Source organism: Bradyrhizobium sp. LM2.9 (assembly GCF_054056555.1).
This window is the reverse complement of record NZ_JBSRYJ010000002.1, coordinates 6,952,036-6,967,047: the sequence shown is the minus strand read 5'-3', so window position 1 is coordinate 6,967,047 and position 15,012 is coordinate 6,952,036. Positions and strand designations below refer to the sequence as shown.

Annotated in this window: 13 protein-coding genes and 1 pseudogene; 3 read left to right on the top strand and 11 right to left on the bottom strand. The window is 64.3% G+C overall.

Annotation, left to right across the window (positions count from 1 at the left end; translation table 11 throughout):
* Positions 1-35 precede the first annotated feature (35 nt).
* The 10 genes from ACVWW3_RS35520 to cysG all read right to left on the bottom strand — a co-directional run bounded on the left by ACVWW3_RS35520 (position 36) and on the right by cysG (position 9,210).
* A complete protein-coding gene (locus tag ACVWW3_RS35520; protein WP_456651594.1) occupies positions 36-539 on the bottom strand; it encodes a CAP domain-containing protein in 504 nt (167 codons plus the stop codon).
* A gap of 91 nt (positions 540-630) precedes the next feature.
* Positions 631-1,668: a sulfate/molybdate ABC transporter ATP-binding protein gene (locus ACVWW3_RS35515; protein WP_456651595.1), complete on the bottom strand. Its 1,038-nt coding sequence runs from the start codon at positions 1,666-1,668 to the stop codon at positions 631-633.
* The gene (gene cysW / locus ACVWW3_RS35510; protein WP_456651596.1) at positions 1,658-2,569 is read right to left on the bottom strand and encodes a sulfate ABC transporter permease subunit CysW; all 912 of its coding nucleotides are present in this window, start codon (positions 2,567-2,569) and stop codon (positions 1,658-1,660) included. The genes ACVWW3_RS35515 and cysW overlap by 11 nt, the downstream gene beginning before the upstream one ends.
* Before the next feature lie 9 nt (positions 2,570-2,578).
* Positions 2,579-3,415 carry a sulfate ABC transporter permease subunit CysT gene (cysT, locus tag ACVWW3_RS35505; RefSeq protein ID WP_456651597.1) on the bottom strand — a complete coding sequence of 279 codons (837 nt, stop codon included), beginning with the start codon at positions 3,413-3,415 and terminating at the stop codon, positions 2,579-2,581.
* A 33-nt stretch (positions 3,416-3,448) separates the two neighbouring features.
* Positions 3,449-4,450, bottom strand: a complete 1,002-nt coding sequence (locus ACVWW3_RS35500; protein ID WP_456651598.1) for a sulfate ABC transporter substrate-binding protein — start codon at positions 4,448-4,450, stop codon at positions 3,449-3,451.
* A gap of 124 nt (positions 4,451-4,574) precedes the next feature.
* Positions 4,575-5,306 carry a phosphoadenylyl-sulfate reductase gene (locus ACVWW3_RS35495; RefSeq protein WP_247343738.1) on the bottom strand — a complete coding sequence of 244 codons (732 nt, stop codon included), beginning with the start codon at positions 5,304-5,306 and terminating at the stop codon, positions 4,575-4,577.
* The gene (locus tag ACVWW3_RS35490; protein ID WP_456651599.1) at positions 5,303-5,818 is read right to left on the bottom strand and encodes a DUF934 domain-containing protein; all 516 of its coding nucleotides are present in this window, start codon (positions 5,816-5,818) and stop codon (positions 5,303-5,305) included. The genes ACVWW3_RS35495 and ACVWW3_RS35490 overlap by 4 nt, the downstream gene beginning before the upstream one ends.
* The gene (locus ACVWW3_RS35485; RefSeq protein ID WP_456651600.1) at positions 5,805-7,460 is read right to left on the bottom strand and encodes a nitrite/sulfite reductase; all 1,656 of its coding nucleotides are present in this window, start codon (positions 7,458-7,460) and stop codon (positions 5,805-5,807) included. The genes ACVWW3_RS35490 and ACVWW3_RS35485 overlap by 14 nt, the downstream gene beginning before the upstream one ends.
* Positions 7,461-7,471: 11 nt before the next feature.
* Complete coding sequence (locus ACVWW3_RS35480) at positions 7,472-7,789, bottom strand: DUF2849 domain-containing protein (protein ID WP_247343749.1); 318 nt, start codon at positions 7,787-7,789, stop codon at positions 7,472-7,474.
* Complete coding sequence (gene cysG / locus ACVWW3_RS35475) at positions 7,786-9,210, bottom strand: siroheme synthase CysG (protein WP_456651601.1); 1,425 nt, start codon at positions 9,208-9,210, stop codon at positions 7,786-7,788. Before cysG ends, ACVWW3_RS35480 begins: the two co-directional genes overlap by 4 nt.
* Positions 9,211-9,455: 245 nt before the next feature.
* Between cysG and cysD the strand changes: the two genes are divergently transcribed.
* The 3 genes and pseudogenes from cysD to ACVWW3_RS35460 all read left to right on the top strand — a co-directional run bounded on the left by cysD (position 9,456) and on the right by ACVWW3_RS35460 (position 14,648).
* Positions 9,456-10,250 (top strand): sulfate adenylyltransferase subunit CysD, encoded by a 795-nt coding sequence (cysD, locus tag ACVWW3_RS35470; protein ID WP_247446358.1) that lies wholly within the window; start codon positions 9,456-9,458, stop codon positions 10,248-10,250.
* Positions 10,251-10,269: 19 nt separating this feature from the next.
* A pseudogene (gene cysC, locus ACVWW3_RS35465) lies at positions 10,270-12,187 on the top strand (adenylyl-sulfate kinase).
* Positions 12,188-12,482: 295 nt separating this feature from the next.
* A complete protein-coding gene (locus ACVWW3_RS35460) occupies positions 12,483-14,648 on the top strand; it encodes a malate synthase G (protein WP_456651603.1) in 2,166 nt (721 codons plus the stop codon).
* 68 nt (positions 14,649-14,716) lie between these two features.
* Here ACVWW3_RS35460 and ACVWW3_RS35455 read toward each other — a convergent pair whose 3' ends face one another.
* A complete protein-coding gene (locus ACVWW3_RS35455) occupies positions 14,717-14,872 on the bottom strand; it encodes a Thivi_2564 family membrane protein (protein ID WP_007599832.1) in 156 nt (51 codons plus the stop codon).
* Positions 14,873-15,012 lie beyond the last annotated feature (140 nt).

Below are 15,012 nucleotides of genomic sequence, written 5' to 3'. Positions count from 1 at the left end.
CCGCGGCGTCAATGCATCCCAAGATCAAGTCTGGCTTATCGGGGGTCGGTCGAGGCCAGGATCATGGTCCAGAACACCTTGTATTTGGTGCCGGGAGCATAACCCGCCGCTATGCCCAATTTTGTGACACCGCTCTTGAGCATGTTGGCGCGGTGCGGGGGCGAGTCGCGCCAGCCGGAAAACGCTTCCGCCAGCGTATGATAGCCGGCCGAGACGTTCTCAACCGCAACATTCGCCGGATAACTGCCGGCGCTGAGGCGCTTGGCCAGCGGCGCGCGGACGTCATGGTCCATCTTGTTGGCCGCCGCCATGGCCTGTGACTGGGATTCGGCGAGCCGCATCAGATCGGGGTCGATCACGACGGTGCCGAGCCCGTTATTCTGGCGGTATTGCGAGATCATGATCGCAGCCGCCTGCGCATCGAGCTTGGTGCCGGGGACGGACATATCGGCATACATGGACGGCTGCTGGACCGGCGCTTCGTTGCCGGCGCAGCCGGCGAGCAGCAAAGTGATGAGTACTGCGGCCGCGGCGCGCATGAACAGAAGCCCCCAAAATCAGGGGCCGTTGTTGCATATCAACCGTGGCTGAAAGGTGAATATTGAAGAAAAATTGCCCCCTTGAGCCGGTTCAGGCGCCCGCAAATATCCGGTAGCGGCGGGGCTCCAGGCCAATCGTATCGCCGGCGCGCAGTTCCCTGTCGCGGGGGGCGTCGATCTCGATGGTCTCGCCGCCTGACAGGGCGACCTCGGCCCGCTGCACGGGGCCGAAATTCCGGACGTGCTGAACCGCGCCCTCGAAAGCGCCGCTGCCGGGCGGCCCGACCAGCATGTCGTGTCGCCGCACGAACAGTCTTGACGCGCCAGGCGCAAGGCCGTCTGCCGCGAGCCGCAGCGGCCGATCGCCGAGCCTGATGACGCCACCTTCGATCTTGACCGGCAGCTCGATGGATTCACCGATGAAGCCGTGGACGAAGGCCGTCGCCGGAGTTTCGTAGACGTCGTCGGGCGAACCGATCTGCTCGATCCTGCCCTTGTCCATCACCACGACACGGTTGGCGACTTCCAGCGCCTCCTCCTGGTCATGGGTGACGAAGATCGATGTGACGTTGATCTCGTGGTGCAGCGACCGCAGCCATCTGCGCAGCTCTTTCCGCACCTTGGCGTCGAGCGCGCCGAAGGGTTCGTCGAGCAGCAGGATGCGCGGCTCGATCGCGAGCGCGCGGGCGAGTGCGATGCGCTGGCGCTGGCCGCCCGAAAGCTGGCTCGGATAGCGGTCGGCGAGCCAGTCGAGCTGCACAAGATCGAGCAGCTCCTTGACGCGCGCACGGATGGTCGCTTCGTCCTTGCGGATCGCGCGCGGCTGCACGCGGAGGCCGAAGGCCACGTTCTCGAACACCGTCATGTGGCGGAACAGCGCGTAGTGCTGGAATACGAAGCCGACGTGCCGCTCGCGTGCCCCCTGCGCCAGCGCGTCCTCGCCGTTGAAGGCGACGTCACCTGAATCCGGCCAATCGAGGCCGGCGATGATGCGCAGCAGCGTGGTCTTGCCGGAACCGGACGGGCCGAGCAGCGCCAGCAGCTCGCCGTTGTCGACCTTGAGGTCGACGCCATCGAGGGCTTTGAAGCTGTCGAACTTCTTGACGAGATTCCTGACTTCAATGGTCACTTGCGTCGTGTCCTTCGTCGAGATGATGTTCGAGAACGGTCTTGGCGATCAGCGTGATCAGCGCCAGCATTGCGAGCAGCGATGCGATCGCGAACGCCGCGACGAACTGGTATTCGTTGTAGAGAATCTCGACCAGGAGCGGCATGGTGTTGGTCTCGCCGCGGATATGGCCGGAGACGACGGACACTGCGCCGAACTCGCCCATCGCGCGCGCGTTGCAGAGCAGGACGCCATAGAGCACGCCCCATTTGATATTGGGCAGCGTGACACGGAAGAAGGTCTGCAGGCCCGAGGCGCCGAGCGAGATCGCGGCCTCCTCCTCCTGCGTGCCCTGCTCCTGCATCAGCGGAATCAGCGCACGTGCGACGAAGGGGAAGGTGACGAAGGTGGTCGCGAGCGCGATGCCGGGCACGGCGAACAGGATCTGGATGTCGTGATCGCGCAGCCAGCTCCCGAAATAGCCCTGCGCGCCGAACAGCAGCACGAAGACGAGGCCCGAGATCACCGGGCTCACCGAGAACGGCAGGTCGATCAGCGTGATCAGGAAGGTCTTGCCCCTAAACTCGAACTTCGCGATGGCCCAGGCCGCGACGAGACCGAACACGAGGTTGAGGCCGACTGAGATCGCGGCTACCACCAGTGTCAGCTTGATCGCGGACAACGCCTCCGGGTCGGCCAGCGCGGCGAGATAAGCGAGCATTCCCTTCGAGAAGGCCTGCGCGAACACGACCACCAGCGGCAGCACAACGAAGACAGAGAGAAAGATCATCGCCAGCGCGATGATAATGATGCGGACCGCGCGTGGTTCGGTGCGAAGGCTGTTCCGCGCAGCTGCCGCATGCGCGCGTGCCTTGGCGTCGGGGGCCGAGAGTGATACGGAATCAGCGATCTGCATCGTCATGATCCGCCCTCAGCGCGCCGGGATCCGGCTCCGCGCCCAGCGCTGGAGCCGGTTGACGGCGAAGATGATGACGAAAGACACGACGAGCATGACCACAGCGATGGCGGTCGCATCGGCGTAGCGAAATTCAGAGAGGCGGATCACGATCAGGAGCGGCGCGATCTCGGACACGTTCGGCAGATTGCCGGCGATGAAGATCACCGAGCCGTATTCGCCGACGGCGCGGGCGAAGGCGAGCGCGAGCCCGGTGAGCAGCGCCGGCCCGAGCGAGGGCAGGATCACGCGGATGATGGTCTGCCAGCGGCTGGCGCCAAGGCTGCCCGCGGCCTCCTCGATCTCGGGATCGAGATCCTGGAGCACCGGCTGCACGGTGCGCACCACGAACGGGATGCCGATAAAGATCATCGCGATGAAGATGCCGAGCGGCGTGAACGCAACCTTGATGCCGGCCGCCGCAAGCGGCGCGCCGAGCCAACCCTTCTCGGCGAACAAGGCGGTCAGCGCGACGCCGGCAACCGCCGTCGGCAACGCGAAGGGCACGTCGACGATGGCATCGAACAGCCGCCTTCCGGGGAAGCGGTAGCGCACCAGCGCCCAGACGATGATGCTGCCCATCACCAGATTGACGCAGGCCGCCGCAAACGCGAGCCCGAAGGACACGCGAAGCGCGTTCAGGGTACGGCGGCTGGAGATGATGGCCCAGAACTGTTCCAGGCTCAGCTCCAGTGATTTCAGAAACAGGCCGGCGAGCGGAATCAGGATGATGATCGACAGCCAGGAAAGCGTCAGCCCCATCGTGAGACCGAAGCCCGGCAATGTCCGGCGTCGTGCTGCTATTGCGCTCACCCGGCCCCCTAAAGCCCCTCCGACAGCGCCCGATCAGTTCTTGTAGATCTGATCGAAGACGCCGCCGTCGGCAAAATGTTCCTTCTGCGCCTTGGTCCAGCCGCCGAACACATCGTCGATCGTGAACAGCTCGACCTTTGCGAAGGAGTTTTCATATTTTTTGGCGATCTCGGGATCGCGCGGACGATAGAAGTTGCGTGCCGCGATTTCCTGACCTTCCTTGGTATACCAATATTGAAGGTAGGCGTCGGCGGCGTTGCGGGTGCCTTTTTTATCGGCAACCTTGTCGACGATGGTCACCGGCGGTTCCGCCAGGATCGAGAGCGGCGGCGCCACGATCTCGAATTTCTCCGGACCGAATTCCTTCAGCGCCAGATAGGCCTCGTTCTCCCAGGCGAGCAGCACGTCGCCGACGCCGCGCTCGACGAAGGTCACGGTCGCGCCGCGCGCACCGGTGTCGAGCACCGGCACCTGCTGATACAACTTGCCGATGAAGTCCTTCGCTTTGTCGACTGAACCGTATTTCTTCTGCGCAAAACCCCAGGCCGCGAGATAATTCCAGCGCGCACCGCCCGACGTCTTCGGGTTCGGCGTGATCACCGCGACGCCCGGCTTGAGCAGATCATCCCAGTCCTTGATGCCCTTGGGATTACCCTTGCGGACCAGAAACACGATGGTCGAGGTGTACGGCGATGAATTTTGCGGCAACCGCTTCTGCCAGTCGGCCGCCGTGAGGCCTTTGCCCGCGATAGCGTCGATGTCGTAGGCGAGCGCAAGCGTTACCACGTCGGCCTGCAATCCATCGATCACAGCGCGCGCCTGCGAACCGCTGCCGCCATGCGACTGCTTGATCTCGACGCTCTTGCCGGTTTCCTTCTGATAGGCATTCGCAAACGCCTTGTTGAACTCGACGTAGAGCTCACGCGTCGGATCATACGAGACGTTCAGCAGATTGATGTCAGCGGCGAGAGCCGAGCTTGCCAGCAAGCCAGTAACGAGAAGTCCTGCAGCGAGCGGAACGATACGGCGCATCATGTCCATCTCCATTCACTTCGATGACGTCGGTGTCAGCGAAGACCTGCAGGCATAACTCGGATCCAAACGGGCTTAAGTCAACGGAACCGGATTTTCTTGTTCGTAGCCGGGCAGCGCGACTGTGCTACGAAATCTTCATCGTGTGGATGCCGCATTCTGTCTTGGCCCGGCCACGCCACCGACCGGCGCGTTCGTCTTCGCCTTCAGCCGTTCTGCTCGTGCAAGGCATACACCCGACCGACAGGAAACCGGACTCCACCAGAGGATGGCGCGGCAATTTGGCGCGGGCGAAAATTGCCTCGAGTTCCTCGCGCGAGACATTGGCGAAGGGATTGAACTTCAACCGCGCGCCGTCGTCCTCGACCACCGGAATGTCGGCGCGCGTGCTGCCCTGGAAGCGCTTGCGGCCGTTGAGCCACGCATCGAACGGTTTCAGCGCACGCGCCAGCGGCTCGACCTTGCGGATACGGCAGCAAGCGTCGGGATCCGAGAACCAGAGGTCGCGGTCGGGATCTTCGCGCGACAGCGTCTCTTCGGCAGGTTTGATCGAGCGGACGTCCGTCAGGCCCAGCGTCGCGATCAGCGTGTCGCGATAGGCCAGCGTCTCCTCGAACAGCCAGCCGGTATCGAGGAAGATCACGGGGATCGCCGGATCGACGTCAGCCATGACTTTCAGCAGCGTCGCCGATTCCGTGCCGAAGGACGACACCAGCGCCAGCTTCTCGCGCCCGACCGTCTTCAGCGCAGCGGCAATGATTTCAGCGGGCGAGGCATCGCGTAGGGCATGATCGAGCTCCTCCGCTGAGGGCAGCGCAGAGACGGACATCGACGGAACCTGAGGCGCGATTGCGTTCACGTGCCGACACCTTCGGAGTGACGCAGCTGCATGCGCCGGTGCAGCGCCGTGATCCGGCCGTCGCCGGTCGGCTGGTAGAATACCGAATAGCGCTTCGCGGTCTGCATGAAGGCTTCCGCGTCGGCCTGCTTCTTGACGTCGAAGGAATCGAAGCCGGCGCGGAGCATGAACACGAACTGGTCGCGCAGGATCTGGCCGGTGGCACGCAGGTCGCCGCGATAATTGTAGCGCTCGCGCAGCAGCCGCGCCTGGCTGTAGGCACGTCCGTCGCGGAAGGTCGGGAACACCAGCGCGACGACGGCGATCTTGCCGAGATACGGCACCAATTCGGCGATGTCGCGGTTGTTCGGCCAGATCACGCCGACCTTGCCGGTCCGCTTGAGCAACGCATCCGCCTCGCCGACGAAGCGCTCGGCCGGCACCAGGATGTCGCCGCCCTCGGGCAGCGGCGTGTCGACGGCGAGCTTGACGAAGCTGTCGTCGACGATCTTTCCGCCGTTAACGAGTGGCATAAACGCGCTCCTTGAAGGGTTCGACGCCGAGGCGCTTTACGGTGTCCATGAACAGCTCTTCCGGCCGCTCGCGCAGCGCCAGATAGGCCTCCACGATGTCCTCGACGACGTCGGCGACCTCGTCGAACTTGACGCCAGGGCCGATCAGATTGCCGAGTGCGGCGCTCTCGTCGGCGCGGCCGCCGATGGTGATCTGGTAGACTTCCTCGCCGTTCTTCTCGACGCCGAGAATGCCGATATGGCCGACATGGTGATGGCCGCATGCATTGATGCAGCCGGAGATGTTGATGTGGAGACGGCCGATCAGATTGGCGAGCTCGTGATTGGCGAAGCGCCGCGTCAATTCCTGCGCGATCGGGATCGAGCGCGCATTGGCCAGCGAGCAATAATCGAGCCCCGGACAGGCGATGATGTCGGTGATCAGGTTGACGTTCGGCGTCGCCAGCCCGAGCTTGTCGAGCGCCTTCCACAAGGCCGGCAGGTCGCGCTTGGCAACGTGCGGCAGAGCGAGGTTCTGCTCGTGGCCGACGCGAATCTCACCGAATGAGTATTTGTCGGCGAGATCGGCCAGTGCATCCATCTGCTCTGCGGTGGCATCGCCCGGAGGCGCGCCGATCGGCTTCAGCGAGATCGTGACGATGGAATAGCCCTGGACCTTGTGCGGGGCGACCGAGTTCTTGCGCCACGCCTCGAAATCAGGATCGGCCGCGGCTTGGCGCAGCTGGTCCGGCATGTGCGGCAGCTTCTCGTAGGACGGGTAGGCGAAGCGCGAGCGGATGTCCTCGATCACCTCGTCGTCGATCTGGAGCGAGGAGTTGCGGATGTGCTGCCACTCTTCCTCGACCTCGCGCGAGAATTTCTCGATGCCGAGCTCGTGCACCAGGATCTTGATGCGCGCCTTGTAGATGTTGTCGCGGCGGCCGTACTGATTGTAGACGCGCAGGATCGCTTCGATATAGCTGAGGATGTCGCGGCCATGCACGAAGTGCTTGATGGTCTTGGCGATGAACGGCGTGCGGCCGAGCCCGCCACCGACCAGTACCTCGAAGCCGGTCTCGCCCTTCTCGTTCTTGATCAGGCGCAGGCCGATATCGTGGATCTTGATCGCCGCGCGGTCATGGCCCGACGCGGTGATTGCGATCTTGAACTTGCGCGGCAGGAACGAGAATTCCGGATGCAGCGTGGTGTGCTGGCGGATCAACTCCGACCAGATGCGGGGGTCTTCGATCTCGCCGGGCGCGACGCCGGCCCACTGGTCCGAGGTGACGTTACGCATGTTGTTGCCGGAGGTCTGCATCGCATGGATGCCGACCTCGGCGAGATCAGCCAGCGCATCCGGCAATTCGGCGAGCTTGATCCAGTTGAACTGGATGTTCTGCCGCGTGGTGAAATGGCCGTAGCCGCGGTCGTATTTGCGCGCGACATGGGCGAGCGCCCGCAACTGGTTCGACGCCAGCGTCCCGTACGGGATCGCGACGCGGAACATGTAGGCGTGCAGTTGCAGGTAGACGCCGTTCTGAAGCCGCAGGATCTTGAACTCGTCCTCGGTGAGCTCGCCGGAGAGGCGGCGCTTCACCTGGTCGCGGAACTCCGAGACGCGCTCGTTGACGAGCGTGCGATCGATTTCATCGTAAGCATACATAAGAAAACGCCTTAAACCTGGACCGGCTGTCCGATGGTCACGCCGGTGCGGCGGATCTGTTCGCGCAGATTTCCGGGTTCGATCTTGCCGTCCGCACCGACCTGTACTGGTGCGATATAGGGACCGATCGCGCCGACGTCATCGGCAACGGACTCCGCAAGCAACGCTTTCGCCTCGTCGGAGTTGCGCACGATCGCGGCTTCCGACAGGTCCGCGGACCAGCTCATGGCGGCGGTGCGGTAAACGACGATGCCGTCCCAGGTACGGTTGGCGGTTACGACCGAGGGGCCGGCGATTTTGATCTTCTTCTGTTCAAGCGGGGAGGTCATTCGGCTGCATCCAATAGTTCAGAGATGATTTGCTTTGGAGTTTGGCGGCGAAGCGAGCCGGCATGCCGGACCACATCGCCGATGATGAGAATGGCGGGGCCGCCGTTGGTCCGCCGCACCAGCTCGGGCAGGTCGCGCAGCGTGCCGATCGCGCCTTGCGCATCGGGACGCGTGACGCGGGCGAACACGCCGACCGGCGTCTCCGGCGAACGGCCGGCGGCAAACAGGCCGGCGCGGATCGCGGGGGCAGCCGTCATGCCCATGTAGACCACAACGGTCATCTTGGCGTCGGTCAACGTCGACCAGTCCACCGTCTCCGCGTCGCGCGCCTTGTGCGCGGTGAGGAAGGTGATGCGGGTCGCTTCATGACGGTAGGTGAGCGGCACCTCGAAATCGGCGGCACCGCCAAGCGCTGCGGTGATGCCGGGAATGATCGAATAGGCAACGCCGGCTGCGCGCAGGGCTTCGACTTCTTCGCCACCGCGGCCGAACACGAAGGGATCGCCGCCCTTCAGCCGCACCACGCGCTGGCCGGATTGCGCGGCCTCGATCATGCGCTTGTTGATGGCGTCCTGCCCGATGCCGGGCTTGCCGACGCGGCGGCCGACCGGCACGCGCGTGGTGTCGCGGCGGATGCGGTCGAGAATTTCGGGCGAAACCAGTTCGTCATGGAAGACGGTATCGGCGTCCTGCAATGCGCGCAGCGCCTTGATGGTGAGCAAATCCGGATCGCCGGGTCCGGCGCCGACCAGTGCGACGGAGCCTTCCGGCTTGTCGGCGCGCGCGAACGCGGACGGATCGGTGATCCTGTTCAGCGCCGCTCCAGCCTCGCCCTTGCGGCCGGCCAGAACGGCGGCGCCGATCGGGCCGTCGATGACGCGCTCCCAGAAGCGGCGGCGCAGCGGAAACTCGGCAATACGTTCGTTGATGGATTTGCGAAAGCCGCCGATGAACTCGGCAAGCTCGCCGATCCGCGCCGGCAGCAACGCCTCGATCTTTTCGCGCACGCGCCGCGCGACGACCGGCGACGTTCCGCCGGTACCGACAGCGACCACGACATCGCCGCGATCGACGATCGCCGGGAAGATGAAGCTGGAATGTTCGAGATCGTCCATGACGTTGACGGGCAGGCCGAGCGCCTTGGCGCGGGCCGACATCGCCACGCCGATATCCCCCGCGCCTGCGCAAACGATGGCAATGATTCCTGAGAGATCGGCCGTCAGCGGATCGGCAGCCACAACTTCGATACGCGCCGCGTCCGCGGGGCTGAGGCCCAAGTCCTGATCGCCGTCGATCGCATGCACGCGGATGCGCGCACCGGCGGCGGCGAGCACGCGCAACTTGGCGCGCAAAAGCTCACCCGCGCCGATGAGGACCACCGGGCCGGCCTTGAGATCGAGAAACACCGGCAAGAACCGCATGCGATACTCGCTTCCCCCACATCCGGGGTTGACTGGAATTATTTTCTATATATGTGTCGTTTCGAGCGCGCAAAGAGAAAATTTTTTCTTCTCTCCCGCACCGCAACTATAGAATTTTCGCCTCCAAACGCAAAGTGGCAGAGATGCATCTTCTCAAGGACGATTCCGCAGCAAACGGACTGAGCAGCCCCGCATTCACCGTGCGCGCGCCCGCGAAAGAATTTTCTGCTGACCTTGCCCCGAGCATGGACCATCTCGACCAGCTCGAAGCCCAGAGTATCTATATCTTCCGCGAAGCCTTCGGTCGCCTCAAGAAGATTGCCCTGCTGTGGTCGCTCGGCAAGGACTCCAATGTCATGATCTGGCTGGCGCGCAAGGCGTTCTTCGGCCGCCTGCCGTTCCCGGCCCTTCATGTCGACACCGGCAAGAAGTTTCCGGAGATGTATCGCTTCCGCGATCACTACGGCAAGGAGTGGGAGCTGGATCTGCGCGTCGAGCCCTGCCCGCCCATCGATGCCGTCGACCCAACGCTGCCCCCCGCCGCCCGTTCCGCCGCGCGCAAGACCGAGGGTCTCAAGATGGCGCTCGGCAAATACGGTTTTGACGGCCTGATTGCCGGCATCCGCCGCGACGAGGAGGCGACGCGCGCTAAGGAGCGCGTGTTCTCGCCGCGCGGCCTGGAGGGCAATTGGGACGTGCGCGACCAGCCGCCGGAGTTCTGGGATCATTTCAACGCCTCGCCGCCGCAAGGCGCGCATCTGCGCATTCACCCGATCCTGCATTGGACCGAGTCCGACATCTGGGCCTACACCAAGCGCGAGAACATCCCGATCATTCCGCTTTATCTCTCGCAAAACGGCAAGCGCTACCGCTCGCTGGGCGATCAGGACATCACCAATCCAGTCGCTTCGACGGCGTCGAACATCGACGAGATCCTGGTCGAGCTCGAGCAGACCAAGGTGCCGGAACGTGCCGGCCGCGCGCTCGACCACGAGACCGAGGACGCTTTCGAGCGCCTCCGTGTCGCCGGCTATCTCTGATCAAGGACGCGAGCGCCGTATGAACATGATCGTCACCCCCGCTTCGCCCGCCACGCCGAACGGCACCACGCGGCCCCAAGTCCGCATCGTCATCGTCGGCCATGTCGACCACGGCAAGTCGACGCTGGTCGGCCGCCTGCTGCACGAGACCGGCAGCCTGCCCGACGGCAAGCTCGAGATGCTGAAAGCCGTCAGCGCGCGGCGCGGCATGCCGTTCGAATGGTCGTTCCTGCTCGACGCGCTCCAGACCGAGCGCGACCAGGGCATCACCATCGACACCACGCAGATCCGCTTCCGCACCAATTCGCGCGACATCGTGCTGATCGACGCGCCCGGCCACGCCGAATTCCTGCGCAACATGATCACCGGCGCCTCGCAGGCCGACGGCGCCGTGCTGATCATCGACGCGCTCGAAGGCGTGCGCGATCAGACCCGACGACACGGCTATCTCTTGCATCTGCTCGGCGTGAAGCAGGTCGCGGTCGTCGTCAACAAGATGGACCGCGTCGACTTCTCCGCCGAGCGCTTCAACGAAATCAGCGACGAGATCTCGGCGCATCTGCTGGGCCTCGGCGTGAAGCCCACGGCCGTGATTCCGATTTCCGCCCGCGACGGCGACGGCGTCGCCGAGCGCACCGACCGGATCGGCTGGTACAAGGGCCCGACTGTGGTCGAGGCGCTGGACAGGCTCGAGCCGGCGCGGCCGCTGGAGGCGCTGGCGCTGCGGCTGCCGGTGCAGGCGATCTACAAATTCGACGACCGCCGCATCGTGGCTGGCCGTATCGAATCCGGCAGCCTCATCGCCGGCGACGAGATCGTGATCATGCCGGCCGGCAAGATCGCCAGGATCAAGACGGTCGAGAGCCTGGCCCGTGACGCCGGTTGCGGGACGCCAGGGTGCGGGCCGTTCGGTCGGCATCACGCTCGACCGCGAGCTGTTCGTCGAGCGCGGCGATATCATCGCGCATGCCAACAGCGCCCCGCGTGAGACGCGGCGGTTGCGCGCGCGGATCTTCTGGCTGCACGACAAGCCGCTGGCCAAGGGCGACCAGCTCCTGGTGCGCTGCGGACCCAAGGAAAGCCGCGCCACCGTCGTCGCGATCGAGAAAGCCGTCGATCCGGGCGAACTGTCGAGCGTCGAGAACAAGGCGATCGGCCGTAACCATGTCGGCGAGATCGACATCTCTCTTTCCAATTCGATTGCCACCGACCCCTACACCGAGAACCCGCGCACTGGCCGCATCGTGATCGAGGTGTCTGGGCGCATCGCGGGCGGCGGCCTCGTGCTGTCGGTCGATGCCGGCCAGCGCGCCCTGCCCGTGGACATCGTGCCGGTGGAATCCGCGCTGCGGCCCGACGAACGGTCTGCGCGCTATCAGCACAACGGCGCCGTGGTCTGGCTTACGGGCCTGCCGGCGTCCGGCAAGTCGACGCTGGCCAAGGCGCTGGAGCGGCGGCTGTTTTCGAATGGCGGCTCGCCGATCCTGCTCGACGGCGACACGCTGCGCGCCGGGCTCAACAGCGATCTCGGCTTCTCGGCCGCCGATCGCAGCGAGAACATCCGCCGGCTCGCCGAAGTGGCGACGCATCTCGCGCGCAACGGCCACATCGCCATCGTCGCCGCGGTCTCGCCCGCCCGCGAGGACCGCGCCACCGCGCGCCGCATCGCCGACACTTCGTTCCGCGAGATTCATGTCGCGACCCCGGCCGGCGTGTGCGAAGAGCGCGATCCCAAGGGACACTACAAGAAGGCTCGGGCCGGCACGCTCGCGTCGTTCACCGGCATCGGCAATGATTACGAGACACCGCAGGCCGCCGAGCTCGTGATCGACACCTCGACGCGGACGGTCGCCGAGGCGGCCGACGAGATCGAGCAGATGCTGAAGACGACCGGCGTGCTGTTCGACGAAGTCGTGGACCTCGCCGCGAATATTTGAAGCCGGGCTGCTGCTCCGCTGTCGTCGCCCGGCTTGACCCGGCGACCCAGTATTCCATCGACAGCAGTGATTCAGCCGAGAGGCCGCGACGTACTGGATTCCCCGCCTTCGCGAGGAATGACACCGGTGCGTGGGCCGCCCACCGCGCCTTGACATTTTGACAGACGTCGGGGGCCTTCTCACGGCCCCGATTTTGGGGCTAATAAGGCCCCGAAAGCTGCTCCCTTGGGGCGCATTTTGCTGCTGTCTGGTCAAAAGCAGCCAAAAACATCGATTTCCAACGAGAAAGCCCATCATGGAACGCGTCGACGCCCACGGATTGAAGATCGCTCCCGTCCTGTTCGATTTCATCGCCAAGGAAGCGGCCCCGAAGACGGGAATCGCGCCGGATGCGTTCTGGGCCGGGCTCGCCGCCATCATCAAGGAGCTGGGGCCGAAGAACCGCGCATTGCTGGCGCTGCGCGACACGCTGCAGGCCAAGATCGACGACTGGCACCGCGCCAACAAGGGCAAGGCGTTCGACCTCAATGCCTATACCGCTTTCCTCAAGGAGATCGGCTATCTCGTCCCTGAGCCGGTGACGCAGAAGGTCGAGACGACCAATGTGGACGAGGAGATCGGCAAGATCTGCGGCCCGCAGCTCGTTGTGCCCCTGACCAATGCGCGCTACGCGCTGAACGCGGCGAATGCGCGCTGGGGCTCGCTCTATGACGCCTTCTACGGCACCGATGCGATCCCGCACGATCCTTCGGAGAGCGGCAAGGGCTACAACAAGGCGCGCGGCGACAAGGTAATCGCGAAAGCAAAAGCGTTCCTCGATGCCGCCGTGCCGCTGGCGACCGGCAGCCACACCGACATCACCGCCTATAGCGTCGTCGCGGGCCAGCTCGCGGTGAAGCTGAAGAGCGGCAACGCCACCGCGCTGAAGAACGCCGCGCAATTCGCAGGCTTCCAGGGCGACGCGGCCGCGCCGAGCGCAGTGCTGCTCGTCAACAACGGCATGCATGTCGAGGTAAAGATCGACCGCAACAGCACGATCGGCAAGGACGATCCGGCCGGCGTCGCCGACATGATCATGGAGTCCGCGGTCTCCACCATTCTCGACATGGAGGATTCGGTCGCCGCGGTCGATGCCGAGGACAAGGTGCTGGTCTATCGCAACACGCTCGGCCTGATGAACGGCACGCTGACGGCCGATTTCGAGAAGGGCGGAAAGGCGCTGACGCGCTCGCTCAATGCCGACCGCAGCTACAAGACGCCGGATGGCAAGGGCGAGGTCAAGCTGCACGGCCGCAGCCTGCTGCTGATGCGCAATTGCGGTCACCACATGTTCACCGACGCGGTGCTGGACGAAAAGGGCGAGGAGATTCCCGAAGGCCTGCTCGATGCCGCCGTGTCCGGACTTCTTGCCGTTCACGACCTCAAGGGCAACTCCAAGGTCAAGAATAGCCGCACGGGATCTGCCTATATCGTCAAGCCGAAGATGCACGGCCCCGACGAGGTGTCGCTGACCTGCGAGATCTTCGACCGCGTCGAGAAGATGCTGTCGCTGCCCGAGAACACGCTCAAGGTCGGCATCATGGACGAGGAGCGGCGCACCACCGTCAACCTCAAGGCCTGCATCCAGCGCGCCTCCAAGCGCATCATGTTCATCAACACCGGCTTCCTCGACCGCACCGGCGACGAGATCCACACCTCGATGGAAGCGGGTCCGATGATCCGCAAGAACGAGATGAAGGCGCAGCCCTGGATCAAGGCCTATGAGGACTGGAACGTCGATATGGGCCTGACCTGTGGCCTGCCCGGCCACGCCCAGATCGGCAAGGGCATGTGGGCCGCGCCGGACAAGATGGCGGACATGCTGGCGCAGAAGCTCGCCCATCCGCAGGCCGGTGCCACCACCGCCTGGGTGCCCTCGCCGACCGCCGCGACCCTGCACGCGCTGCACTACCACCAGGTCAACGTCACCGCACGCCAGCAGGAGCTCACCAAGGGCGGCCCGCGCGCAAAGCTCTCCGACATCCTCACTATTCCGGTGTCGAAGTCGAACTGGGCGCCCGACGACGTCAAGCAGGAGATCGACAACAACTGCCAGGGTATTCTGGGCTATGTCGTGCGCTGGATCGACCAGGGCGTCGGCTGCTCCAAGGTACCCGACATCCACGATGTCGGCCTGATGGAAGACCGTGCCACCTTGCGCATCTCCAGCCAGCACCTCGCCAACTGGCTGCACCAGGGCGTCATCACCGAAGCGCAGGTGATGGAGTCACTCAAGCGCATGGCGGTCGTGGTCGACAAGCAGAATGCCGGCGATGCCATCTACAAGCCGATGGCGCCGGCGTTCGACGGCACAGCCTTCAAGGCCGCCTGCGACCTCGTCTTCAAGGGCCGCGAGCAGCCGAACGGCTACACCGAATACATTCTCACCGCCCGCCGCCGCGAGGCCAAGGCCAACGGCTGAGCCCGATCGGTCTCATGCCAAAGCCCCGGCTCGCGCCGGGGCTTTCTTGTTTGCGGTAGCACCGTCCGCTAGAACACTGCGAGATATTTCAGCAGCGACACGATACCGATGATGATGACGACAACGCGCGCGATCTGCTTGGCTCGGCCATCCATCGGCAACATGTTGATGAGGTAAAGCACGAGAATGACGACGAGAAAGGTGACGAGTACGCCGACCAGCATCGCTGGGACCCCCCTTTAGGCAAAGTTGCTGACGGTTTCACAACGCGCAACTCCCGCACCGGTTCCATCGCCGCAACCCTCTGCAACTTCTAGTAAATACGTACTTCTACGATCCGCCGGCCTGCCTAAAACTTTACCCT